This is a genomic window from Cobetia sp. 1AS1 (assembly GCF_029846435.1).
GTDB lineage: Bacteria > Pseudomonadota > Gammaproteobacteria > Pseudomonadales > Halomonadaceae > Cobetia > Cobetia amphilecti.
Map to the genome: position 1 here is coordinate 467,925 of NZ_JARWKU010000001.1, position 23,139 is coordinate 491,063.

Genomic DNA, 23,139 nt, shown 5'->3' on the forward strand with positions numbered 1-23,139 from the left:
CCGCGCACATTCATCACAAGAGGGAGGCCAGCATGTCGGATACCGCCAGCCAGCAACCTCAGCGTGACGGTTTGCCACTCATCAGGATCTACTACGACGCGCGCTGCCCGGTGTGTCGTCGTGAACGCGCCCGCTACGAGCGGCTGTCGCGCCAAGACGCCAATGTGGAGTGGTGGGATGCGACGGATAACGCCGAGCATCTCGCCGCTCGTGGCATCGGGCTTAAGCAAGCATTGCTGTCGTTGCATGTCGAGACAGCGCAAGGGCAGATCCGTGAGGGCATGCCGGCGTATCGCCTGCTGCTTGCGCGCATCCCCGGTCTTGCCTGGCTGGGGTGGCTGATCACGCGGCCGCTGATCGAGCCGGCGCTGACGCGAGTCTACGATGCCTGGGTGCGTCGTCGGCTGTGTCGGGACGGCAGGCTGTGAGTGCTGGCGAGCCCGACGCAGCGAGCTGGAAGCCCCATTGCAAGCCCTGCTGGTTTATCATGTTTTTTTGATATGCAAATGCTAATAGTTTTCGTTAGTATGTGAGGCACTGTTTGTTTCTTCACGTCTGCGAGCTTCCCGATGATCGACGCGCTTTCCCCGCTCTTTGCCGGTCCGATGGTTGCCTATCGGGACCTGATCACTACCTACGCTCAGGTGCAGGCAGGTGATGAGGCGTCGCTTCAGCGTGTCGTGCCGGCGCGCGATGTGCTCAGCCCTGGGTGGCTGGCGGCGTGCATCGCCGCGCATGGCATGCAGTACGAGACCGGCCCGGCAGACGCCGCCTCTCCCCACAGCGCCCCCGATGAGCAGGCGCTGCTATCCCAGTGGTCCAAGTACCTGTTGTCCTCGATGGTGTCGCTGCCGCTGGCGGCCAACCTGCTGCTGGACCATCAACTGCCGCTGGAGCTGCGGTATCTTTCGCTGCGCCTTGGCGAGCATGGCGTGGTCACGCAGCTGATACTCGATGATGCGGCGGGGCAGGGCGCAAGCCTCCCGGCGGAGATCGAGTCGGCCGATGAGGCGACGCGGCTCCAGGCGCGCTTTCAGGGCTACCTGGCGCATCTTGAGGCCGTCATCGAGCGCCTCGTGCCGCACACTGCGCTGGGGCCCAAGGTCTTCTGGAGCAACGCGGCACATTACTTCGTCTATATCGTCGGCATGCTGGAAGAGCAGGGCTGGGTCGCGCAGGCGGCGCCGGCACGTCAGCTGATGGCGACCAGAATTCTGGCCGACGGGCGGCGCAATCCGCTCTATCAGCCGGTCAGTGACGTGATGGACCGCCATGGCGAACGGCATACGCCGCGCAAGGTGTGCTGCGTGCGTTATCGCATCGAGTGCCTGGGCTATTGCAGCAATTGTCCGCTGAGCATCGAGCGCGCCACGGCACGTCGCGCCCAGACGCGTCGGGTCGATCAGCGCGCCAACTCGCGCGCGGCGCTGATCGGTAGCGACCTGTCCTGATAGGTAGCGTCCTGAGCGGCAGCGGTCTGTGTTGATCGGCGCCCTCTGGTAAGATGGCGGCCCCTGTCATTGTCCGGTATGTCGTCATGTCCTCGTCTTCGCGCCGCCCACGCGGTGCTTCCCTCGCCAAGTCCGGTGCATCCTCCCGACACGACTCGGCTGACAGACGTCAGCAGGGCACCGCGGCTGACCGTCGTGATCCGGCCGCGCGCGAGAAGCCTGGTGCGGCCAAGGCGCCTTCCGTCCAAGCGCCTTCCAACAAGGCGCCTTCCGTCAAAGCGCCTGCCATCAAGGTGACGCCGGCTCGCAAGGGTCAGCTGCACCCTCGCAACCCGCATCGTGGGCGCTATGACATGGCCGCGCTGGTCAAGGCGAGCCCGGCACTGGCGGCCTTCGTGATCAAGACACCCGCTGGCAGCGAGTCCATCGACTTCGCCGATCCCGTGGCGGTCAAGGCGCTCAATCGGGCCTTGTTGAGTCGCCATTACGGCATCGCCCACTGGGACATTCCCGCCGGCTATCTGTGTCCGCCCATCCCCGGGCGCGCCGATTATCTGCATTACCTGGCGGACCTGATCAGTGAAGCGAATGGCGGTCAGCTGCCGGCGGGTGAGCACGTGCGCGCGCTGGATATCGGCACCGGTGCCAACCTCATCTACCCCCTGCTGGGCAATCGCAGCTTTGGCTGGCAGATGGTCGGCAGTGATATCAGCGCGCAGGCGATCGACTCGGCTCGCGCGATTGTGAGCGCCAATCTGCGCCTCAAGGGCCAGATCGAGGTGCGTCTGCAGGCCGATCGCACGCGCCACTTCGCTGGTATCTGGGGTGCGGATGAGCGCTTTGATCTGGTGCTGTGCAATCCGCCGTTCCACGCCAGTGAAGCCGATATGGCGCGGGAATCGCAGCGCAAATGGCGCGGGCTCGACAAGTCGCGCCAGCAGCGCGGCAATGCCTCACGCAAGGGGCGTGCACGCAACGCGCCAGCGCTGAATTTCGCGGGTCAGGCGGCCGAGCTCTGGTGTCCGGGCGGTGAAGAGGCCTTCGTCACCCGCATGATCCAGGAGAGCCGCAACCTCGCCACGCAGTGCCTGTGGTTCACCTCGCTGGTCGCGCATTCGGCGAGCCTGACCGGCATCAGGAAAGCCCTCAAGCGCAGTGGCGCCAGCGAGGTCAGGGTGATCGAGATGTCCCAGGGGCAGAAGGTCAGTCGCTTCGTCGCCTGGTCGTATCTCACGCCCGACCAGCGTCGGCAGTGGGGACGGGATCACTGGCAAGGGAAGTGAAGCGTCTGTCATAGCCGTATCAATAGAGTCTTCGACTCAATGATGTCTTTGCATTGAAGCCCCCGTCGCCCAGCGCGACGGGGGCTTCTTGCATTGGCGGTTGTCATCCGCGCTTCACTTAAGCCTGCCTTAATAGTTTGCGGGCAAACTTTCTGCCAGAAACGCGCAGCCTGCCGGTTCCGATCGCTGCAGGATCTGACATTTATCCGGCTTGCTCGACGCCCAGTCATTGCTCAGGAGTTATTCCATGAAGTCCGCGATCACCATGACATCGCCTGGTCCAGACCACCCCTCGGCGCAGGGCGAGGGGCCCTTGTGCGGAGGAGTTTCGGTGTTGATACCGGCTCGTGATGAGCGTGACAACTTGCCGGGCCTTATTGCCGAGGTGCATGAGGCGCTTGCGGGGCAGCGCTACGAGATCATCGTGGTGGATGATGGTTCCAGTGATGGCAGTTGGAGTTGGCTCAAGCAGGCTGCGCAGGAAGATGCACGATTGCGCCCCTATCACCACGGCACCAGTTTCGGACAGAGTACTTCGCTGTGGCAGGCTGCCCGGCTGGCGCGCGGTCGATGGTTGGCGACCCTGGATGGCGATGGCCAGAATGATCCAGCGGACTTGCCGGACATGTTGTCACTGGCAACGCTCGAAAAGCTCGACCTGGTAGCTGGTCATCGCACGCAACGCCGCGATGATGCCGTCAAGCGTGTGTCATCACGCTTGGCCAATGCCATCCGACAAGCGCTGCTGCACGATGACACGCCAGATACCGGCTGCGGAATCAAGGTCATGCGTCGTGACGTCTTCCTTCGGCTGCCGTATTTCGATCACATGCACCGTTTTCTGCCGGCGTTGGTTCGCGCTCAGGGTGGCAAGGTGCAGTCATTGGCAGTCCGTCACCGCGAACGTGTGGCAGGAGTGTCCAAGTACGGCTTCTTCGATCGGCTCTGGGTCGGTATTGCCGATATCGTCGGAGTGATGTGGCTGGTGCGTCGCTCACGTCTACCGTCACCGCTCGAGAATATCTTTGGCCATGCTACCAGTGAGGCCATCGACCATGGTTCGCTGCCGTTGGTGGGGACGCCCGTGTCGACGCCCTCTGCATCCGCGCCAACAAGCCTGTTTGACTCCCCCTCTAGATATCAAACTGACGGTCACGATGCAGCAGTAGGTGACAGCAACCCGGACCAGGCCGACGTGGCGCGGGGTGCCTGCTGATGGATGTCAGTCCGTGGTGGGTCGCTGTCGGTTTTGGAGGCCAGGCGCTGTTCTCGGCGCGTTTCATCATTCAGTGGCTGGCCAGTGAGAAGGCACGTCGTTCCATCGTTCCGCGTGCCTTCTGGTGGTTCTCGCTTGCCGGTGGCATGACGCTGCTTGCGTATGCCATCCACCGCGAGGACCCGGTATTCATTGCCGGTCAGGGGGCAGGGCTTTTCATCTATCTGCGTAATCTGAGCTTGATCAAGCGGGATCGCCGGTCACTCACGTCGCCTGGTAGCGAAGCGTCGTCCCAGGTGCCGCAGGAGTCCACTGTCGTCGAACACGCTTGTGGCAAGACGGATGATCGCGAATCGGGCACTGACGACTCCCTGAAGGCCAGGCTCGCGTCGCTGGAGATAGAAAACGCCCGACTCAAGACTGAAGTGGCACACCTTCATGCCAATCCCGTTCAGCACCAAGGGACAGGCGCATGAAGGAAATGACGCCAGCTGGCGGTGTGTACCGAAGACTTTTCCGCCATCCCTGGTGGGTCCTGGGGGCGTTGTATCTATCTGTCTCTGCCATCGGGCTTGGCATGCGCATGCCGTGGCCTGCCGATGAGCCACGCTTCGCGCTCAATGGTCTCGAAATGTGGATCACGGGGGACTGGTGGTTGCCACACCGCGCGGGAGAGCTTTATCCCGACAAGCCGCCGATCTTCATGTGGCTCAGTGCCTTGTCCAATGGCTTGGTGGGGGATATCCGCATCGGCTTTTCCCTGCCATCGCTGGTTGCCGGGGCCGCGACTCTGGGGCTGAGCGTGGATCTGATTCGCCGCCTGCATGGCCGGCACACAGCCTTCATTGCCGGGCAGTGGTTGCTCGCGTCAGTGCAGTTCATCTTGCAGGCTCGTACGGCTCAGATCGACATGCTGGTCACGGCTTTCATCCTGCTGGGTAGCTGGGGATTGTTGCGGCATGCATTGCTCAATGATGGCGTGCGCTATTTCTATCTCGGCTGCTTTGCGATGGGGCTTGGCATCCTCACCAAGGGGGTCGGGTTCCTGCCGTTTCTGATGTTGCCTTTCTGGCTGATGGCTGCGCGTCACGCATCGACTTGGCGCAGCAGTGGTCGTCGCGCAGGGCAGCTGGCATCACGCGAGCTGTTGATCGGACTCTGCTGGATGCTGGCGGCTCCGCTGCTCTGGGTAGGGCCGATGCTGGTGATGTCCTTCGTGTCCGGCGATTCGGAGCTTGCCGCCTATCGCGACAACATCCTGCTCAAGCAGACCGCTGAGCGATACACCGACAGCTGGCATCATTTGAAGCCTTGGCATTACTTCCTGACCAGTGTGATTCCCTGGGCATGGATGCCGTTGCTGCTGACGCTACCCTCGTGGCCGAAGGCACTCGCTCGCCGCTTCTCGCGCCGCGATCTACGAGTCTGGCTGCCCCTGGTGGGTGCGGCATTGATGGTGGTCTTCTTCTCGTTGTCTCCAGGCAAGCGGGGAGTCTATATCCTGCCGGCGCTGCCGTTGTTGGTGATCGGCCTGGCACCCATGTTGCCGGGGTTGTCACGTAAGCCTCATGTCTCCTGGCTGGGGTTTGCACTTTGCGCCGGATTGGCAGGCATCTTCCTGATCGCGGCACTGCTCGGTGCCTTCGGGTACCCGGGATTGACGACGCTTGCCGAAAAGGAGGGGGTGGTGCCGTGGGGGTGGTGGGGGCTGCTGGGTGTCAGCGGTATCGCGCTCTGTACCTGGCTGAAACCACGGAACGGCTTGTTGGCCTTGGGGATTTGGCTCGTGGTGTTCTGGAGTCTGTGGGGCACCTGGGGGGCACGATTGATGGACCCGGTTCGCAATCCTGCCGTACTGATGGCGCAGGTTGCCGAGAAGAGCGATTACCAGGCATTGGCCATTCCCGACTTTCGTGAGCAATACATCCTGCAGGCGCGCCAGCCATTGTGGCACTTCGGTTACAAGACGCCGGAGGAAGACCAATTCTCGCGCCTCTATGCATGGCTAAAGGAGGCCCCGCAGAACCGCTGGGTCTTGTTGACACCCCGCAAGCTCAAGCGGCATGCCTGTCTGGATGGCGCACAGGCCATCACATTGAATGAGCCGGATGAGCAATGGGTACTGCTACCTGGCAGCGCGGCCGTGAAATGTCAGGGCAATCCCGATGCTGCGCCGATGTATCTGGCGCCGACCTCGGTCTCGAATGAAGCGGCACAGCTGATCGGACTCCCCCAGCGCCATACTCTGATGCCGGAGGTTCAGCCATGAAGTGTCAGAAGCAACTTTCATGTGCGATATCCCTAGTGGGAAGGGGCTCCCATTCGTTGATCAACCTGAATGCCAGCGAGCGAATATGTTGGACGCTATGGGGAGTGTTGCTGATGTCAGCAGCGCTGGCACGACCCTATCTGCCCATCGATGAAACTCGCTATGTCTCGGTGGCATGGGAGATGTGGCATGCCGGCAGCGGGTTCGTCTCGACCATGAACGGGGCGGCCTACGCTGACAAGCCGGTACTGTTGTTCTGGTTGGTTCACGCCGGATGGGTGGTCTTCGGAGTCAATGATGTCTGGCCAAGATTGGTGATGCCGCTGGTCAGTCTGCTGGGTATCTGGCAGATAGGGCGTGTCGCCCGCACCCTGTGGCCGGCCACTGGCCTGGCCGATGCCGAACGGCAGAGACATGAACTTTGGGTACGCATGGTGCGTTGGATACTCGCCGGTTGTCTGATGTGGGTGCTCTATAGCCAGGCCTTGATGTTAGATGTGCTGTTGACGACGTGTCTACTGGGCGCGTTGCGGCCCTGGTGTACACCACAGGGAGGGCAGCCGTTCAGCCTGAGCATCGTGCTCGAGAGTGGTGTGTGGCTGGGGTTGTCCTTGCTGGCCAAAGGGCCGGTCGCACTCTTGTGGTTTCTGTTGGTGGTCGGCTCGCGCCCCTGGTGGACGCAAGCACAAGCCCGCGAGGTGTGGGTCTGTGAGTGGCGCGGTTGGGTGTTGAGCCTGCTGCTGAGCATCGCGGTGTTGTGCATCTGGTTGCTTCCCGCCGTCATCACTGGCCCTCCCGACTATGTCGAGGATCTGCTTTGGGGCCAGACGGCAAACCGCGTCGTCTCCGCGCAGGATCATGCTCGACCGCCATGGTGGTATCTACCGTGGCTGGCGGTGATGATCTTCCCGCTCAGCCTGCGCCCGCGATTGCTGATCGAGGGGTTTCTGGCCTCGGTTGCTCGGCGGCCAACGTCAGAGCAACCCTTGCTGAAGCTGGGACGCTTCTGGGCACTGGGCGGGCTGCTGGTCTTTTCACTTATCTCCGGCAAGCAAGTGCATTATCTGATGCCGTTACTGGTACCGGTGAGTCTGCTGCTGGCCTGGGCTGCTCTGCGCCAGCCTCCGGCTCGCACATCGCTGAAACTGCTGGCAATGATCAGCGGTGGCCTGGGACTGACAAGCCTGGCGTTGGCGGTCATCGTCATGCCCGCAGGCTGGCTGACTGATGCCTCATTTCTGCCGACCAACGCAGCGCTGGTGGCTTCGGGCAACGCAAGCCTTGCGTGTCTCATGGCGGGAGCTAGCTTGCTGGCCTTGATGGTATGGCTATGGCCTTCCGTGGATGAGGCGAGACGCTCCATCACGGCTCAAACACCTGCCGCTGAGTCACTGGGCAATAGCGCGCTAAATGCTCAGCGGCGACTGGCGCTGGGCAGCGTGTTGCTGGTGACCTGCTTGCTGGCCCTGACATTGCGTCCGTTATGGCCGCGCCTGGATCAGGCTGCCCTGGCTCAATGGGTTCAGCACCATCAACAGGAGGGCCAGGAGGTGGCCGTCGTTGGCTGGGACTATCAGGCAACCTGGCAATTTCTGGGGCGACTGACCCAACCGCTGAAGCAGTTGAAGCGCGATTCGAGTCAGCTGAATTCCTGGCAGACAGCGCATTCCGATGGCTGGCTGATAATCGAGGCTGACAAATGTCTGCGTCTACCCGGCACGCGAGGCCCTCTGGCCGGCATGCGTGATTGGTGTCAGGCGGCAGTAGACGATGGAGCCAATGCCACGCCGGTCTTTCATCAGGGACGCCACCGATTATTGACGGTACCCGCAGCGGCATTGGGCGGCCCCTCATCAGCACCAACGGCGTTGGTCATGACCGCTCAGGAGAAACGATGAGCATGAAAATACTGGTAACTGGGGCTGCAGGTTTCATTGGTGCTGCTCTGTGTGAGCGACTCTTGAAGGAAGGCCTGCAGGTCGTCGGTCTCGACAATCTCAACCCCTACTATCCGTTGGCGCTGAAGCAGCACCGCCTGACACGTCTCGAAGCACTTGCCGGGCAGTGCGTTGCTGCCCCCGGGAATGCACGCCGGCTGGGCAGCTTTCGCTTCGTCAAGCTGGATCTTGTCGAACGTGAGGCGCTTCGCACATTGATGCAGGAAGAGGAGTTTGATGTCGTCGTCAATCTGGCGGCCCAGGCTGGGGTGCGCCACTCCATCACTCAGCCTTTTGATTATGTCGACAGCAACCTGGTCGGCTTCGTCAATCTTCTTGAGGCTTGTCGTGACACGGCTCCGAGCCATTTGCTCTATGCTTCCAGCAGTTCCGTTTACGGGGATGATACCCGTCAGCCTCTGCAGGAATCCCAGGCGGGTGTACGCCCGCTCTCGCTGTACGCTGCCACGAAGCGCTCAAATGAATTGATGGCTTACAGCTACGCGCATCTCTATGGTTTACCGGTGACAGGGCTACGCTTCTTTACCGTTTATGGCGCCCGCGGGCGCCCGGACATGGCGCCACTTCGTTTCGCACGCAAGCTGCTGGCCGACGAGGTGATCGATGTCTACAACCATGGACAGATGGCACGTGATTTCACCCATGTCAGTGATATCGTGGAGGGCATCTACCGGCTTATGCACCTGCCGCCGACGCAGGAAGTGAATGCCGCTCCCTCGCGTGTCCTGAACCTCGGGCGTGGCGAGCCCATCGCATTGGGGAATTTCATCAATGGCCTCGAGGCAGCGCTGGGTGTCCCGGCTCGCAAGCGTCTGCTGCCGATGCAGCCAGGGGATGTCGAGCGTACCTGGGCAGATACCTCGACACTCGAGATGCTGACCGGCTTTCGCCCCAGTGTCAGTCTTGCCACAGGGCTTGAGGAGTTGGCTGAGTGGGCGCAGCAGTATCCGTCATTGCTGAGAGAAACCGATGATGAGCAATCGCCCCGGGTGGGATGTCCTGACGAAGCAGGCGTCGCTGTAGGTGGACATTCTGGACGCATGACAAAGGCCGGCATGTCCGCCATGACGGCCTTGGCCTTCAGTAGTGGAACTCTCTTGAAGGCCTGAGTGGGATCAGCGGCTGTATATCTGAGATCAGGTCGAGAAGAGGCCAGCCCCCAATGCAAAGAGCCCCGCCAGTGAACTGGCGGGGCTCTTTGTATCTTGCCTGTCAGCCGCTATCAGCAGCGACCCTCGCAGTTGGCAGGCTTGTCATTGGCGATGCGCCAGTCTTCCTCGTTGGCCAGCGTGGCCAGCGGCGACAGCATCGAGAAGTCGAACTCGGTGAGGCAGGTGCCGCGTTGTACGCGCTTGGGCCAGTCATGATTGGCCAGCGCCGAGCGACCGATGGCGACCAGGTCCGCGTGGTGCAGGGCGGCCTGCGCCTTCACGACGCTGGCGACATTGCCATTGGTGATCAGGCTCACCTCGGCGGCCTTCTCGCTGCGCACCTGTGCTGCCAGTGCGGTCAGGCTGAGGCTGCGCTCGCGCTCGTCGTCTGCCTCGGGGAAGGCGGGAGCATCGACATCGCTGCCGGTCAGGTGCAGGAAATCCAGCCCGGCCTCCATCAGCTTGGCGAAGCGCTCGCGGGCCTTGTCAGGCCCGCCCTGCCAGGTGAGGTCCGGCTCAGTCACGGTGCCCTGGGACAGGCGAATGCCGATGGCGAAGTCGGCGCCAACCGCCTCACGCACGCTGCGGATGACCGCCAGCGGGAAGGCCAGACGCGCGATGGCGTCGCCGCCCCAGGCATCGTCACGCTGATTGAAGCGCTCACTGATGAACTGGTGGATCAGGTAGCCGTTGGCACCATGCAGCTCGATACCATCGAAGCCGGCTTCCTTGGCGCGACGGGCGCTGGTGGCAAAGCCGGCGATCGCATCATGGATTTCCGCTTCGCTGATCTCGCGGGCCAGCGGGAAGGGGCCGGAGCCACCGTAGAAGCTGAGCATCTCGCCACTGGCGCGGCTCTCGGAGGGGGCGACGACCTCATCCTTGAAGCGGTTGTGCTGGGTCTGGGCGCCGGCATGCATCAGCTGGGCGATGAGGCGGCCACCTTGTTGATGCACGGCGTCGACCACCGGACGCCAGCTGTCCAGCTGTGCCTGGTTGGCCAGCCCCGGCTGGTTGGCGTAGCCTTGGCTGAAGGCGTCATCGGTGTAGATGCCTTCGGTGATCAGCAGCGAGAAGTTGCCCCGCGCGAAATCGCGATAGTAATCGACCATGTCGAAGTGCACCTGGCCGTCATCCTGCGCGCTGGTACGCGTCATCGGGGCGAGCACCAGGCGATTGCTGAGCTCCAGCCCTGCGAAGGCATGGGGGGTGAACAGTGCGGTGGTGTCTGTCATCTAGTACGTCTCCCGCGGAAAGCATTCCGCTGTCGTATCCGGTCGTAGGCCCCGAGCGTCTGCGTGCACAAAGAGGTGAAGATCGACGCAGTGCGGTGGCCTGAATGAATGATCGACGGATCATCTGTATGCCCTATATCGTGCCTGCCGCACCTGGGTGTCACAAGCCGGAACGCTGGAAGGAGAGTGTTGTCGTTTTGACAACCTGTGCATGTAATTGACTGAATTTGCGAGATTTTTTCTCAAATAATTCAGGGTTGCTGCATGAAGTGGCAACGCAGTGCTGCTTTCCATGCACATAAGCATATGCGCGCAACGACGCAGGCCCCGCAACCGTGGGTTGCGGGGCCTGCGTCATCAGCGCCAATCGTGTCTATGGCGAGTGCTCAGTGCTGGCGATCACTTGCCGTCGCACTGGGCGTTCTGCTTGCTGCTGCCGGAGGGCGGGCAGCCGAACCAGTTCTCGGTCGGCTTGGCCTGGCCAGTGTTGGCGTGTCGGCCGCCCTGGCTGCCGATCTCGCCGCCATCGAGGCTTTTCTGTACCTGGCGCGTGGCGTTGTCCTTGGCTTGCTGGCGTGCTTCGGGCTGTTCGTTCTGTTGATAGTGCGCGCCGTTGTCAGCTGCACCGTCTGCGGTGCGCTTGGAGTGGCTGGGCGTTGGCTGGCCCTGCGAGGAATGCTGGGAAGAGGCCGCGCCGCTGGTCCCTGTCTCGGTGTTCATCTCGTCGAAGGCCTGAGCCGGGGAGAGGCCTAGCAGGCCCAGCATCACTGCGGCGGCGCCAATGCCACGACGCAGGCGGGTGCTCGCGGCAGGGTGCAGGCCGGGGCGCTGGCCATGGAGAGAGGCGTTGTCGTCAGTGATGTCTGTCGAGGTCTTGTAGAACATGATGAGGGGACTCCTTGCGGGTCTGGCTGCCGGTGTCGGCAGCCGCGCGGGTGAGGGATTCACCGGCGACGTATGAGGTGTCGGCGAATGCTGCGTCAGCTTGCGAGCGCACGATGCCAGACATGAGAGGGTGACGTGAGTGACTGCAACTCGGCGTTGCGCGCTAGGTAATCGATAGAGCAGTTATCGGGGCACGCGGCGCGAATTCAACTCTTGTTCAATAATTGGCCGTGGCGACGGGCGCTCTCGCCGGGGCGGGTGGCGTGTCTTGCTCACTCGATTGAGGCGCAGCCGACACGCGATCGATCAGACACTTCTGATGGCAAAAGGGCAGACGCCCCTTGAAGTCGCGACGCGCCATGACAATGTGAGAGGGACAGGGCAACGGCCCTGAGTGTTCACCCAGGTCAAGGAGACAGGCATGACGATCAAGAAAACCGGTTCCGCGCATTGGGAAGGTAGCGTCAAGCAGGGTAAAGGCACTGTCAGCAGTGAAAGTGGTGCGCTCAAGGATCAGCCTTACGGCTTCAATACGCGCTTTGAAGATGGCGCCGGCACCAATCCCGAAGAGCTGATCGGGGCGGCCCACGCCAGCTGCTTCTCGATGGCACTCTCGATGATGCTGGGCGAGGCGGGTCATGAGCCCAAGGCCATCGACACCACCGCCACCGTCCATCTGGACAAGGACGACAGCGGCTTCAGCGTGACCAAGATTGCTCTGGTGACCAAGGCCGATGTGCCGGGCATCAGCGAGGCAGACTTCCAGTCCACCGCCGAGAAGGCCAAGGGTGGCTGCCCGATCTCCAAGCTGTTCACCGCCGAGATCTCGCTGGAAGCCTCGCTGGTTAATTGAGGCGTCGCTTGGCGACCCATTCGTCGCGGGCGAATAGCCGTCAGGCGTCGACCACGACGACAACGACAGCGACTCGCGTGACCGCAGGCATCATCTCTGCGACGTGAGCATAAAAAACCGCCCCTCGGGGCGGTTTTTTCGTTGTGTGCGCGGTGAGCTTTCCGAGCGCGTGTACTAGCGCTTGTCTGAGCCGCTTTCTGAACCGTTTGCTGAGCCGTTTTCTGCAACCTTGTCTGAACCCCTGTCTGGGTTCATTGCCAACTCCTCCTCGCTGATCTCGCCGGCGTGCTGCATGGCATTGCGGCGCGATTGCAGGCGCGTCAGTGGCTTGCGATCCGGCGTGCGGTACCAGCGGATGTTCTCGCGTGAGCACTGCTCCAGCTCGGCGATCACCTGGGCGCCGAGCAGCAGGATCACGGCACCGATTTCCAATCCCAGCAGCAGCACGATCAGCGTCGCCAGCGAGCCGTAGACGGCGCCGACGAAGGACAGGTGGGTGAAGTACCAGCTCAAGGCGAGACGCGTCAGCTCCCACAGGGTGGCCGCGACCAGGCCACCGACCAGCGCGCGGCGGGTCGAGACGCGGGTCTGGGGCAGTATCTTGTAGATGGCGCTGAACAGCCCGAACATGCCGACGATGCTGATCAGATAGATCACCTCGCTGCCGGCATCGCCCAGGGTCAGCTCGATGCCGGTCAGCAGCGTCAGGGCATCATTCATCGCCGAAGCCAGCGCCACCAGCAGGGTCAGCGCCAGCAGGCCCGCGCCCAGCACCATCACGAAGGCGTAGGGCAGCAGGGCGGAAATCCAGGCGCTACGCTTACGAATCACCGGGTGCTGATGGAAGATCAGCGCGATGGCGTCTTCCAGCATGCGAAAGGCCAGTCCGGCGAAGAACAGCAAGCCGCCCATGCCGATCCAGCTGATCACCTCGCGATTGGCCAGCAGCTTGCGCACCGCGTCCAGCAGGATGTCTTCCTGGCCCGGTCCCAGATGCTGGACCTGAATGGCGATGATGCTCATCAGGCGCGTTTCATCCACCAGGTGCGTCAGCAGCACGCAGAGCAAGGCGAACAGCGGCACGCTGGACAGCAGGATGTTGTAGCCGACGCCACCGGCCAGCAGTACGCCACGGTTGGCGATGAACTGTCCGATGACGCGCAGGGCGAAGGCCAGCAGGCGCGGCAGAAAGCGCAACAGGCGGCTGCTCACGGAGTCTGCAGCAGGGTCTGGCATGGCTGGGCATCCTCGCTTTGGTTCGTGAAGTCAGTTCAAGGGTGATATCAGCTGCGCTGCCGAGCACGATGCTGGAAGAACGTCGAGGCGGTATAGAGCGCCAGACCGGTCCAGATCAGTACGAAGGTGATCAGCATCGTCGGATGCAGGGTTTCCTTGAAGATCAGCAGCGCGACCAGAAACTGCATGGTCGGGTTGATGTACATCAGAAAGCCGACCGTGGCGAGGCGCAGGCGACGCGCCGCCCCGGCAAAGGCGAGCAGCGGCAGCGCGGTGAGCACGCCGCTGGACATCATCAGCACGCTGGCGGGAAGCCCCAGCGGGCCGACATCGCTGGCCGTGAAGTGCGATTCGCCGGAGAACCACTGGCCGCCGATCAGCAGCAGCGCGAGTGGCGCGAGCATCATCGTCTCGACCAGCAGGCCCGACAGACCATCCAGCGCGATGCGCTTTCTGAGCAGCCCGTAGGTGCCGAAGGTGACAGCCAGCGAGAGCGTGATCCACGGCAGTTTCGTCAGGCCGATCAGCTGCAGGCTCAGGCCGAGAACGGCAAGCCCCAGCGCGAACAGCTGTACGCGCGACAGGCGCTCCTTCAGGAACAGCATGCCGAGCCCGACATTGACCAGCGGCGTCATGAAGTAACCCAAGCTTGCCTGCAGTACCTCATGCACCTCCACCGCGTGGATGTAGATGCCCCAGTTGAGCGCGATCAGGATCGAGCAGGCCAGCACCGGCACCAGCTTGCGGGGTTCGGCAAAGGCAGCGCGCACCGGTGACCAGCGCCGGATGACGCTGATCAGCAGCACCATGAACACGCAGCTCCACAGGATGCGGTGCAGCAGCACTTCCCAGGCGGGAATACCCTCGAACAGCGCGAAATAGAGCGGAAAACAGCCCCACATCACATAGGCGCCCAGTCCGAAACCGACGCCCTTGGCGCTCTCGCGGCGCGCCTGCGCCAGACTCTCGGCGCAGGGACTTGCCTGCTCCCGCCTCATGCGGAGTCGCTCGAACCATCCTGCGCCAGTGGCTTGCCTGCGATGTAGTAGCCAGAAGGTTCAAGGGCGATGAAGAAGCTTTCGGCCTCCGGGTAGCCGGCCTCGTTCATGGCCTGCGCGATGGACTGGGCGCACAGATCGCGCACCTTCTGGCCACGTTCGAACCACAGCACCTCGACGAAGGGGAAGGCATCGACGAGCTGACCATCGAACACATACTGGGTGGTGATGCATTCCAGCGTGAATTCGTCGCGCGCGGTGGCGGTCGCTTCGCTCAGCTGATCGATCAGTGCGCGCGAGACAGGGGCAAGACGGGCAGGCGTGACACCGTGGAAGCGAAGCTGAGGCATGAAGCTCTCCTGTGAGTCGGGATGGGGAGTGGGCGAGCAAGCTCGCGGTGAACAGACGTCGCCGCAACCTGGCGTGGCGACTTTGCGTTCATCGCCAATATATCACTGGCTTCTGATGCTCACACCCGCCGCCAGGGATTCGTGCGCGTGCTGAGCAGTGCAGTGGTGACAGATCATGCTTTGCCTCTCACATCTGATCGCCACAGACGGTAGAATGAGCGCTTTCAAGGCATGGCACGACCAGCGGCAGGGTGGGCAAGGCTCATGCCGCCGCGAATCCGCCAGTTGCCACTCAAGCGTCCATTCAGCCAGCAGGGAGGCACGACGACCATGACGACACAGCCACAGGCGACTTCCTCGCAAGCGAATGCTGGCGATGCCTCGCGAGGGGCGACACTGCGTGTCAGCCTGGTGCAGGCGGACCTGCGCTGGGAAGACCCGGCGGAGAACTGCCGCCTGCTCGGCGAGCAGCTGGATGCCGCTGGCCTGGTCATGGGCGCCGATGGCCGCAATGCCGAAACGGACCTGATCGTGCTGCCTGAGATGTTTGCCACCGGCTTCACCATGAATTCGCGCGAGATGGCCCAGCCGATGGAGTCCAGCGAGAGCGTCGACTGGCTCAAGGCACAGGCCATCACCCGTGGTTGCGTGATGACCGGCAGCATCGCGGTGCTGGATGACGGCGAGTGTTACAACCGCATGCTGTGGGCCACGCCTGACGGCGAGGTGACGCACTATGACAAGCGCCATCTGTTCCGCATGGCCGGTGAGCATGAGCGTTATGGCATGGGCTATGAGCGGGTGCTGGTCGAGCTCAACGGCTTTCGGATTCAGCTCTCGGTCTGCTATGACCTGCGCTTCCCGACCTGGCTGCGTCAGCGTCCTGTCATCGGTGGCGTGAGTGCCGCCGAGACCGCCGCTGACAGCGCCTTTGAATATGACCTGCTGCTGTGCGTGGCCAACTGGCCGGGCGTACGGCGTCATCCGTGGCGTACGCTGCTGCAGGCGCGCGCCATCGAGAATCTGGCCTACGTGGTGGGCGTCAACCGTGTGGGTGACGACGCCAACGGGCTGCACTATACCGGCGACTCCATGGTCTGCGACTTCAAGGGCGAGCCCATCCTCGACCCTGCGCCAGACCAGCCCTTCATCGAGACCGTGACGCTTGAACGCGGCGCGCTCGACGAGTTTCGAACCAAGTTTCCGGCGTGGATGGACGCCGATCATTTCACTCTGGAGGCCTGATGCGCCTGGACAAATTCCTTACCGAAACCACGGATCTCAGCCGTAGCGATGCCAAGAAGGTCGTGCACCGCGGCGATGTCACCGTGGATGGTGAGGTAGTCAAGAACACCGCGAGCGCCGTCAAGGATGGCATGCGCGTCGAATGGAATGGCGAGCACCTGGAGCTGATGGGGCTGCGCTATCTGATGCTGTACAAGCCGGCCAATGTGGAATGCACCAGCAAGCCGGGCCTCTATGAGCGCGCGCATGACCTGATTGATCTGCCCAATGTCGAGCGCCTGAGCATCGTCGGGCGTCTCGATGTCGACACCACCGGTCTGGTGCTGATGACAGACGACGGCCAGTGGAACCACCGTGTCACCTCGCCCAAGAAGGCCTGTGCCAAGCGCTATCGCGTCACTCTGGCGCGTCCGCTGGAAGGCGATGAGCTGGCCACCGCCATTGCCGATTTCGAGCACGGCCTGATGCTGGATGGCGAAGAGAAGCCGACGCGTCCGGCGCGTCTCGAGATGGAAACCGCCACCGTGGGTCTGCTGTGGATCACCGAAGGCCGTTACCACCAGGTGAAGCGCATGTTCGCGGCCATCGGCAATCACGTCGAAGCCCTGCATCGCGAAGCCATCGGGGCTGTCGAGCTGGACCCGGAGCTGGAGCCGGGCGAATGTCGCTTCCTGCGTCCGGAAGAGATCGCTAGTTTCTGATCATTGGCTTCTGATCATTCGCTTCTGGTCGCTAGCTTCTGATTCATCGACGTATGCGTCATGAAAAGCCCCCGTCATTTTTCACGAATGGCGGGGGCTTTTTCATGCGCGTCGTTGGCCGCCGAGCCTTGTATCGATCCAACGATCGCGCTTAAGGTAGGCAATTGTCTGCTCGTATTGTGAATTATTTGCTGGAAGCGGGTTTTGCAGAAGTAGTATTTATGCAGAGGCTGTCTTCAATCAAACGCTTGTTTCCAGTATTTTCATGACAATGACGTATTCATAACAACAACGAGGAAAGTCCACTATGTCGTCCCCCTTCTTCAAGTCGTCTCCCTTCACCAGGTCCCACCTGATGAAACCCCTGCCGCTGCGCATGGCGCTGGCGGGTAGTGGCCTGTTGCTGGCAACGCTGTCAGCGCCGGCGACTGCCGCGGAAGATGCCAGTGTCGTGTTCGCGGCGCCGCCATGGCCGGGCGTGACCATGAAGACCGAGATTGCCTCCGAAATCTTCGAGGCACTGGGCTATTCTCCCACCACCCGCCAGCTGGGCGCGCAGATCACTTACGAAGGCATCTCGCTCGGGGAAGTCGATGTCTACCTGGCCGCCTGGTTGCCGGGGCAGAGCACCATGTACAAGGCGGCTATGGCAAAGGATGCCATGGTCGACTTCGGCAACAACGTGGATGGCGCACGTGCCAATTTCGCCGTGCCACGTTACGTGGCCGAAGCCGGTGTCACCTCACTGCATGACGTCGACAAGCCGGAATTTGCCGACAAGTTCGAAAAGACCATCTATTCCATCGAGATCGGCTCGGGCTCCAGTGAAATCGCCAACCGTGCCGTCGATGAGGACATCTATGGTCTCGGCGATTGGGACCTCAAGGAGTCTTCCACTGCTGGCATGCTTGGGACAGTCGCCAATGCCATCAAGCGTGATGAGTGGGTCATGTTCGTCGGCTGGACTCCGCACTGGATGGGCGTCGAATACGACATGGTGTTCCTCGATGACCCGGAAGACCTCTGGGGCCCGGGTGGTGGCGCCAGTGATGTGAAGACCTTGGCCAACAAGGCGTGGTCGGAAGCACATCCCAATGCATCCATCTTCCTGGATCAGATCTCCTTCACCTCCGAGGAGCAGAGTGAACTCATCTATGGCTATGGCAAGGAAGAGCGCCCGCAGGAAGAGGTGGCGGGAACCTGGATGAAGGCCAACCCGGCCAAGGTCAAGGCCTGGCTGGAAGGCGTGACCACCCGTGATGGCGAACCTGCCTGGCCGGCCGTCAAGGAGGCCCTGGGTCTGCCGGAGGCATGATCGACAGCTTGAAAAGGTGCCGCTGATCTTTGTTGATTCAGCACCTTGAATGTAGTGCCAAGAACACGAAGCCCGCTCATTGAGCGGGCTTCGTGCGTTCTACAGCAGCGAACGTATCAAGAAAACGCACAGCGTCAGAGCCGGGAATAGCCTCTGGTATGCCGCGCATCAGGAGGAGAATTCATCGTCATGCAAATCTTGCATGGAAAATCCAAATAAAGAATTGGTCGCGGGATAGGGGCCTGTATCACCATCAGTCTGCACTCTGCGCTGCTTCCACGCGTAGCCAACAATAATGACAAGAAGGAAACACTCATGGCTGATTCAGGCTCTTCCTCCGCCCCGATGCCTCGCTCTCCCGGGCCCATTGCGCGCTTTCTGTCTCCCTGGACACGTCTGGCGCTGTGGAAGCAGATCTTCATCGCGCTGGTTCTGGGCCTGGGGCTGGGCATCGTGCTCAACCAGACCGGGCGCGCCGATATCGCCGCCGATATAAAACCGCTGGGTGACCTGTTCATCCGCGGCATCAAGATGCTGATCGTGCCGCTGGTCTTCATCTCGCTGGTCACTGGCGTGGCCTCGCTCAACAACCTCTCCAAGATCGGCCGCCTGAGCGTCAAGACGCTGGTGCTCTATCTGGGCATGACGGCGGTTGCCATCACCATCGGCCTGGGTCTGGCCACCGTCTTCCAGCCGGGCGTCGGGATCGACCTGGGCAACGCGGCCAATGTCGAGGTGCGTGAAGCGCCGACCGCCGTCGATACGCTGCTCGGGCTGGTGCCGACCAATGCCGTCGAGGCCTTCGCCGAAGGCAATGTGTTGCAGATCATCGTCTTCGCGATCCTTTTCGGCCTCTCCATCACGCTGGTGGGGGAGAAAGCCCGTCCGGTGCGCGTGTTCTTCGAGTCCGCGGCGGAAATCATCTATCGCATGACCAGCATCATCATCGCCTTCACGCCCTACGGTGTCTTCGCCCTGATGACCTGGGTGGCTGGCACCTATGGCCTGGCAATGCTCGCGCCGCTGGCCAAGGTGATCGGCATCGTCTATCTCGGCTGCTTCGTGCATGCCATCGTGGTCTATGGCGGCATGCTGCGCTTTCTGGCGCGTTTGAACCCGCTGCGCTATTTCCAGGGCAGTGTCGAGCCGATCATGCTCGCCTTCACCAGCACCTCCAGTTCCGGCACCTTGCCGGTGACCATGATGGCCGCCGAGCAGAATCTGGGCGTCAAGCGGGGTGTCTCGAGCTTCGTGCTGCCGCTGGGCGCGACCATCAACATGGATGGCACCGCGCTGTATCAGGGCGTCTGCGCGCTGTTCATCGCCCAGGCCTATGGCGTTGATCTGGGCATGACCGAATACGTCACCATCATCATGACCGCGACGCTGGGTTCCATCGGTACCGCCGGTGTGCCGGGTGCCGGCTTGATCATGCTCTCGCTGGTGCTGACCTCCGTCGGCCTGCCGCTGGAAGGCGTCGCCATCATCGCCGGCATCGATCGTGTGCTCGACATGGCGCGTACCGGCCTGAACGTGGCGGGTGACTGCGCCGTCAGCTGCCTGGTCGCCAAGAGCGAAGGCGAGCTCGACGAGGAAGTCTTCAATACGCCCCACGTCATGCGCTCAGAGCTCAGTTGAGCGCTCTTGTCTGAACACCCACCGCGTCATCATCATCGGCTTGTCGGCATCCGCGTGATAAGCGTGTCAACGACATCAGGAGAACATCGTCATGGAACGCCCCAACGCACTTTCACATAAAGCCAGCCCCTCTGTCGTTCGCTACGGCGTCGTGGGTGGCCTGGGGGCGATCGGCAGCGCGGATGTCCTGCTCAAGACGGTGCGCGCGGCGCAGTACTGCAAGCCGCCGGGCGGGGTGGATATCGCCTTCGAGCAACGCCACTTCGATGATGGGCCGGGAATCGCGGCGGAGGCCTACGACCCGCTGCGGCGCAAGTTCTACGTCTACAACGTGCTCAAGGACATGCAGGGCAAGGTCGAGAACGCGATGGTGCCATGCTTTCTCTCCCACACCTTCCTGGCCGAGATCACCCCGGAAATCAGCTTCAACGTCGTCGATATCTTCGATGCGCTGCTGGCACGCATTCGCCGCGACTATCCCGAGGTGCGCAAGATCGGCGTGCTGACCTCAAGCTATGTGCGCGCCTCCGGCATCTTCGAGCAGCGCTTCGGGGAGCCGGAGGCCACGGCGGCCGTCACGCACGCCACTCAAGACGGTAACTTCGTGGCAGGTGACGGCCTCGAGGTCATCTACCCCGATGCCACGCTGCAGCGTGATGCCCTGATGCAGGCCATCTATGGGCCGAGTGGCATCAAAAGCGGCCATCATGGAGGCGAGTGTCTGCAACTGTTGCTCGAGGCCTGTGATGATCTGGTCAGTCAGGGCGCGGAGATCATCGTGCCGGGCCTGAGCGAGATTCCGGTGCTGATGGAATCGCTGCAGCCGCTGGTGCCGGTGCCCTTGCTCGACTCCAACCTCATCTACGCTGAATACGCACTGGGCGTGGACCGTGAGCGCGAGAATCGCAACTTCAAGCTTGGCGTGCTCGGTGGGGTAGGGCCGGCGGCTACGGTGGACTTCATGCGCAAGGTGGTCAGCCTGACGCGTGCCGAACGCGATCAGGACCACCTCAAGATGGTGGTGGAGCAGAATCCGCAGATTCCCGATCGCACCGCCAATCTGATCGGCAAGGGCGAAGATCCGAGCATTCCGATGCTCGCGACCTGTCAGCGGCTGGAGGCCGATGGCGCCAATGCCATCGCGATCCCCTGCAATACCGCGCATGCCTTCGTGGCGCGTATCCAGCCCTATATCGGCATCCCGATCATCAACATGCTGACGGCGGTGGTTGACCATATCGCAGCGATGCAGACGCCGGTGGCGCGGGTCGGGTTGCTCGCGACCAGTGGCACCGTGACCAGTCGGGTCTACCACGACATCATCGAGGCCTCGGGGCGGGAAACGCTGGTGCCCGACGCGCGCTGTCAGACCCAGGTGATGGAGGCGATCTACGGGCATCACGGCGTGAAGGCGGGCCATACGACAGGGGAGTGCAGCGAGCATCTGCAGGCTGCCATTTCCCACCTGCTGGCGCGGGGCGCAGAAGTGATCATCCTGGGCTGTACCGAGCTTCCGTTGATCGAGCTTGATGCGGCGCTGCGAGAGCGGGTAGCGCTGCTCGACCCCGCGGAAATTCTCGCGCAGCGCTGTGTGGCACTGGCGCAAGCCGAGGCCTGATCAGCGCTGCACCCATCCGGTAAGCCAGTGAAGAGAGCTTGAAGAAAAGACACGCAGCGACGCGATATACTGCGCCCACGCAGGCGCGCTGTGTGCCTTTGCCTCATTCATGCCTCTCTTCAGGTGCTCGCCGTGGAAATGAACTGGCTGGAAGACTTCCTCACCCTGGCGGTGACGCGTAACTTCTCGCGCGCCGCCACCCTGCGCAACGTGACGCAACCGGCCTTCAGCCGTCGTATTCGCAATCTGGAGTACTGGGTCGGTGCCACCCTGATCGACCGCAGCCTGTTCCCCGTCGGCCTGACCCCCGCGGGCGAATCCTTCCAGCGCACCGCCCAGGATGCGCTCTCGGTATTGCGCGTCGGCCGCGATGAGGCGCTCGGCTTCGTGCCCAAGATAGAGGAAGTCGTCTCGATTTCCGCCTCGCACACGCTGGCGGTGAGCTTCTTCGTCGACTGGCATGAACAGCTGCAAAACCGACTGGGCAATCTCAAGGCACGCATCGTGCCCGACCACGTCGCCGGCTGTGTCGATGCCCTGATCAGCGGCAACTGTGATCTGATGCTGGCCTACAACAGCCCGCTACTCCCGACGCTCACCGACATCGTGCGCTATCCCTCCATCGTGCTCGGCTCCGAGCGACTGGTGCCCGTCAGCGCCCTCGATGACACAGGCCAGGCGCTTTACTCCCTCGACAGCGACACGCCGCAACCCTATCTCTGCTACTCCAGCGACAGCTACCTCGGGCGCCTGACCGCACTGATCATTGGCCGCCAGAACCTCGCCGCGCGTCTCAACTTCCGCTACGAATGCTCGATGTCTGACGTGCTCAAGCGTGGTGCACTCGCCGGTAGCGGCATCGCCTGGGTACCGGAGCGCGCTGTACGTGACGAGCTGGCTGCCGGACGTCTCGTCATCATCAGCGACGATAGCCACACCGCGCCGCTGGACATCTGCCTCTTCCGCCACGCCGAGCATGATCAGCGCGTGGCCGAACGCATCTGGCAAGCCTGTCTGACTGCCGAAGACGAGGCCCTCGAGCCAGACCAATAGCCCGCTCGCGGCGTGCTAGGGAAGGGGGAGAAAAAGAAAGGGCCCGGAGAAGAAAGAGTACGGAAAGGAAAGAGCAGGGCAATGAACTGAAATCATCGCGAGAGCACAACGCAAGACGGGAGCCGCCTGGGCTCCCGTCTTGCGTTGTGGCATCTGAGCGCATCTCAGCTCACAGCCTAGCGGCCGCAGCTGCAAGTCATGCATTGCCTCTCACGACAGTCGACGCGAGTTGGCCGTCGTACGCTTGTGCAACGGCTTGATGAAGAGGGTGCCCGTCGTCCACCACGGCGCCACCTTGCCGCCCGTCATCGCGTTCATCCACGCCTTCTGCATCACGAACCACATCTCCCAGCTGGCCGCGATCTTCTCCGACACCATCTTCTGGTTCTCGGTGATCATCTTCGGGTCCAGCGGTGACTGGGTTCCCCACAACTGAGTGCGCGACATGATGGTCGACATGGCCGTCGACCACATCTCCACCGACGTCGTGCCCAGTTTCCAGACATCGAACATCGCAGCCGGCGTCGTCGGGACCAACTCTGACCAGGCAGGTTGTTTAGCCATTGTGCTCTCCAAGTAAGGAACCTGAGTACATTGATACGCCTGTTTTTGCTGCAGTGCAATATGAGTTTTGGCTGTGAGATGAGATAGGGCGATTCGGAGCCTCGATTATCACCACTTTCT

Annotated in this window: 21 protein-coding genes; 15 read left to right on the top strand and 6 right to left on the bottom strand. The window is 62.0% G+C overall.

The window, feature by feature from the left end:
• Nucleotides 1-32: 32 nt before the first annotated feature.
• From QD280_RS02060 to QD280_RS02095, 8 genes are all read left to right on the top strand, one after another.
• Nucleotides 33-428: a DUF393 domain-containing protein gene (locus QD280_RS02060; protein ID WP_153635436.1), complete on the top strand. Its 396-nt coding sequence runs from the start codon at nucleotides 33-35 to the stop codon at nucleotides 426-428.
• Between the two features lie 141 nt (nucleotides 429-569).
• Nucleotides 570-1,451, top strand: coding sequence for a siderophore-iron reductase FhuF (gene fhuF / locus QD280_RS02065; RefSeq protein ID WP_279838142.1), 882 nt, complete (start codon nucleotides 570-572; stop codon nucleotides 1,449-1,451).
• 86 nt (nucleotides 1,452-1,537) lie between these two features.
• Nucleotides 1,538-2,734, top strand: coding sequence for a 23S rRNA (adenine(1618)-N(6))-methyltransferase RlmF (rlmF, locus tag QD280_RS02070; RefSeq protein ID WP_279838143.1), 1,197 nt, complete (start codon nucleotides 1,538-1,540; stop codon nucleotides 2,732-2,734).
• A gap of 331 nt (nucleotides 2,735-3,065) precedes the next feature.
• Entirely contained in the window at nucleotides 3,066-3,950 is an 885-nt protein-coding gene (locus QD280_RS02075) for a glycosyltransferase family 2 protein (RefSeq protein WP_279838144.1), read from the top strand.
• Nucleotides 3,950-4,426 carry a lipid-A-disaccharide synthase N-terminal domain-containing protein gene (locus QD280_RS02080; protein WP_279838145.1) on the top strand — a complete coding sequence of 159 codons (477 nt, stop codon included), beginning with the start codon at nucleotides 3,950-3,952 and terminating at the stop codon, nucleotides 4,424-4,426. Before QD280_RS02075 ends, QD280_RS02080 begins: the two co-directional genes overlap by 1 nt.
• Nucleotides 4,427-4,527: 101 nt before the next feature.
• Complete coding sequence (locus QD280_RS02085; RefSeq protein WP_279838146.1) at nucleotides 4,528-6,219, top strand: glycosyltransferase family 39 protein; 1,692 nt, start codon at nucleotides 4,528-4,530, stop codon at nucleotides 6,217-6,219.
• 113 nt (nucleotides 6,220-6,332) lie between these two features.
• Entirely contained in the window at nucleotides 6,333-8,117 is a 1,785-nt protein-coding gene (locus QD280_RS02090; protein ID WP_279838147.1) for a hypothetical protein, read from the top strand.
• A gap of 2 nt (nucleotides 8,118-8,119) precedes the next feature.
• Nucleotides 8,120-9,286 (top strand): NAD-dependent epimerase/dehydratase family protein, encoded by a 1,167-nt coding sequence (locus QD280_RS02095; RefSeq protein WP_279838148.1) that lies wholly within the window; start codon nucleotides 8,120-8,122, stop codon nucleotides 9,284-9,286.
• A 113-nt stretch (nucleotides 9,287-9,399) separates the two neighbouring features.
• Here QD280_RS02095 and QD280_RS02100 read toward each other — a convergent pair whose 3' ends face one another.
• Both QD280_RS02100 and QD280_RS02105 read right to left on the bottom strand, forming a co-directional pair.
• On the bottom strand, nucleotides 9,400-10,563 hold the full coding sequence (locus QD280_RS02100) for an NADH:flavin oxidoreductase (RefSeq protein WP_279838149.1): 1,164 nt from the start codon (nucleotides 10,561-10,563) through the stop codon (nucleotides 9,400-9,402).
• Nucleotides 10,564-10,962: 399 nt separating this feature from the next.
• Nucleotides 10,963-11,448, bottom strand: a complete 486-nt coding sequence (locus QD280_RS02105; RefSeq protein ID WP_279838150.1) for a hypothetical protein — start codon at nucleotides 11,446-11,448, stop codon at nucleotides 10,963-10,965.
• Between the two features lie 421 nt (nucleotides 11,449-11,869).
• Here QD280_RS02105 and QD280_RS02110 point away from each other — a divergent pair, with 421 nt between their 5' ends.
• Complete coding sequence (locus QD280_RS02110; protein ID WP_175089859.1) at nucleotides 11,870-12,301, top strand: OsmC family protein; 432 nt, start codon at nucleotides 11,870-11,872, stop codon at nucleotides 12,299-12,301.
• A gap of 174 nt (nucleotides 12,302-12,475) precedes the next feature.
• On the opposite strand, the gene QD280_RS02115 is transcribed toward QD280_RS02110, so the two are convergent.
• The 3 genes from QD280_RS02115 to QD280_RS02125 are packed head-to-tail and all read right to left on the bottom strand — an operon-like array spanning nucleotide 12,476 to nucleotide 14,885.
• The gene (locus QD280_RS02115; RefSeq protein WP_279838151.1) at nucleotides 12,476-13,537 is read right to left on the bottom strand and encodes a YihY/virulence factor BrkB family protein; all 1,062 of its coding nucleotides are present in this window, start codon (nucleotides 13,535-13,537) and stop codon (nucleotides 12,476-12,478) included.
• A gap of 47 nt (nucleotides 13,538-13,584) precedes the next feature.
• Nucleotides 13,585-14,535: an EamA family transporter RarD gene (gene rarD / locus QD280_RS02120; RefSeq protein ID WP_279838152.1), complete on the bottom strand. Its 951-nt coding sequence runs from the start codon at nucleotides 14,533-14,535 to the stop codon at nucleotides 13,585-13,587.
• Entirely contained in the window at nucleotides 14,532-14,885 is a 354-nt protein-coding gene (locus QD280_RS02125) for a DUF1904 family protein (protein ID WP_215824197.1), read from the bottom strand. The genes rarD and QD280_RS02125 overlap by 4 nt, the downstream gene beginning before the upstream one ends.
• A 330-nt stretch (nucleotides 14,886-15,215) precedes the next feature.
• Here QD280_RS02125 and QD280_RS02130 point away from each other — a divergent pair, with 330 nt between their 5' ends.
• From QD280_RS02130 to QD280_RS02155, 6 genes are all read left to right on the top strand, one after another.
• Nucleotides 15,216-16,130, top strand: coding sequence for a nitrilase family protein (locus tag QD280_RS02130; protein ID WP_052384749.1), 915 nt, complete (start codon nucleotides 15,216-15,218; stop codon nucleotides 16,128-16,130).
• A complete protein-coding gene (locus QD280_RS02135) occupies nucleotides 16,130-16,831 on the top strand; it encodes a pseudouridine synthase (RefSeq protein WP_153635445.1) in 702 nt (233 codons plus the stop codon). Before QD280_RS02130 ends, QD280_RS02135 begins: the two co-directional genes overlap by 1 nt.
• 355 nt (nucleotides 16,832-17,186) lie before the next feature.
• Entirely contained in the window at nucleotides 17,187-18,146 is a 960-nt protein-coding gene (locus tag QD280_RS02140; RefSeq protein WP_279838153.1) for an ABC transporter substrate-binding protein, read from the top strand.
• A gap of 315 nt (nucleotides 18,147-18,461) precedes the next feature.
• Nucleotides 18,462-19,784: a dicarboxylate/amino acid:cation symporter gene (locus QD280_RS02145; protein WP_279838154.1), complete on the top strand. Its 1,323-nt coding sequence runs from the start codon at nucleotides 18,462-18,464 to the stop codon at nucleotides 19,782-19,784.
• A gap of 91 nt (nucleotides 19,785-19,875) precedes the next feature.
• On the top strand, nucleotides 19,876-21,402 hold the full coding sequence (locus QD280_RS02150) for an amino acid racemase (protein ID WP_279838155.1): 1,527 nt from the start codon (nucleotides 19,876-19,878) through the stop codon (nucleotides 21,400-21,402).
• A gap of 138 nt (nucleotides 21,403-21,540) precedes the next feature.
• Nucleotides 21,541-22,455: a LysR substrate-binding domain-containing protein gene (locus QD280_RS02155; RefSeq protein ID WP_279838387.1), complete on the top strand. Its 915-nt coding sequence runs from the start codon at nucleotides 21,541-21,543 to the stop codon at nucleotides 22,453-22,455.
• Nucleotides 22,456-22,665: 210 nt separating this feature from the next.
• On the opposite strand, the gene QD280_RS02160 is transcribed toward QD280_RS02155, so the two are convergent.
• Nucleotides 22,666-23,019, bottom strand: coding sequence for a hypothetical protein (locus QD280_RS02160; protein ID WP_043335079.1), 354 nt, complete (start codon nucleotides 23,017-23,019; stop codon nucleotides 22,666-22,668).
• Nucleotides 23,020-23,139: the final 120 nt, after the last annotated feature.

Coding starts and splice junctions, on each gene's coding strand:
- QD280_RS02060 (WP_153635436.1), top strand. CDS start 33: ATGTCGGATACCGCCAGCCAGCAACCTCAGCGTGACGGTTTGCCACTC.
- fhuF (WP_279838142.1), top strand. CDS start 570: ATGATCGACGCGCTTTCCCCGCTCTTTGCCGGTCCGATGGTTGCCTAT.
- rlmF (WP_279838143.1), top strand. CDS start 1,538: ATGTCCTCGTCTTCGCGCCGCCCACGCGGTGCTTCCCTCGCCAAGTCC.
- QD280_RS02080 (WP_279838145.1), top strand. CDS start 3,950: ATGGATGTCAGTCCGTGGTGGGTCGCTGTCGGTTTTGGAGGCCAGGCG.
- QD280_RS02085 (WP_279838146.1), top strand. CDS start 4,528: ATGCGCATGCCGTGGCCTGCCGATGAGCCACGCTTCGCGCTCAATGGT.
- QD280_RS02090 (WP_279838147.1), top strand. CDS start 6,333: ATGTCAGCAGCGCTGGCACGACCCTATCTGCCCATCGATGAAACTCGC.
- QD280_RS02095 (WP_279838148.1), top strand. CDS start 8,120: ATGAAAATACTGGTAACTGGGGCTGCAGGTTTCATTGGTGCTGCTCTG.
- QD280_RS02100 (WP_279838149.1), bottom strand. CDS start 10,563: ATGACAGACACCACCGCACTGTTCACCCCCCATGCCTTCGCAGGGCTG.
- QD280_RS02105 (WP_279838150.1), bottom strand. CDS start 11,448: ATGTTCTACAAGACCTCGACAGACATCACTGACGACAACGCCTCTCTC.
- QD280_RS02110 (WP_175089859.1), top strand. CDS start 11,870: ATGACGATCAAGAAAACCGGTTCCGCGCATTGGGAAGGTAGCGTCAAG.
- QD280_RS02115 (WP_279838151.1), bottom strand. CDS start 13,537: ATGCCAGACCCTGCTGCAGACTCCGTGAGCAGCCGCCTGTTGCGCTTT.
- rarD (WP_279838152.1), bottom strand. CDS start 14,535: ATGAGGCGGGAGCAGGCAAGTCCCTGCGCCGAGAGTCTGGCGCAGGCG.
- QD280_RS02125 (WP_215824197.1), bottom strand. CDS start 14,885: ATGCCTCAGCTTCGCTTCCACGGTGTCACGCCTGCCCGTCTTGCCCCT.
- QD280_RS02130 (WP_052384749.1), top strand. CDS start 15,216: ATGACGACACAGCCACAGGCGACTTCCTCGCAAGCGAATGCTGGCGAT.
- QD280_RS02135 (WP_153635445.1), top strand. CDS start 16,130: ATGCGCCTGGACAAATTCCTTACCGAAACCACGGATCTCAGCCGTAGC.
- QD280_RS02140 (WP_279838153.1), top strand. CDS start 17,187: ATGAAACCCCTGCCGCTGCGCATGGCGCTGGCGGGTAGTGGCCTGTTG.
- QD280_RS02145 (WP_279838154.1), top strand. CDS start 18,462: ATGGCTGATTCAGGCTCTTCCTCCGCCCCGATGCCTCGCTCTCCCGGG.
- QD280_RS02150 (WP_279838155.1), top strand. CDS start 19,876: ATGGAACGCCCCAACGCACTTTCACATAAAGCCAGCCCCTCTGTCGTT.
- QD280_RS02155 (WP_279838387.1), top strand. CDS start 21,541: ATGAACTGGCTGGAAGACTTCCTCACCCTGGCGGTGACGCGTAACTTC.
- QD280_RS02160 (WP_043335079.1), bottom strand. CDS start 23,019: ATGGCTAAACAACCTGCCTGGTCAGAGTTGGTCCCGACGACGCCGGCT.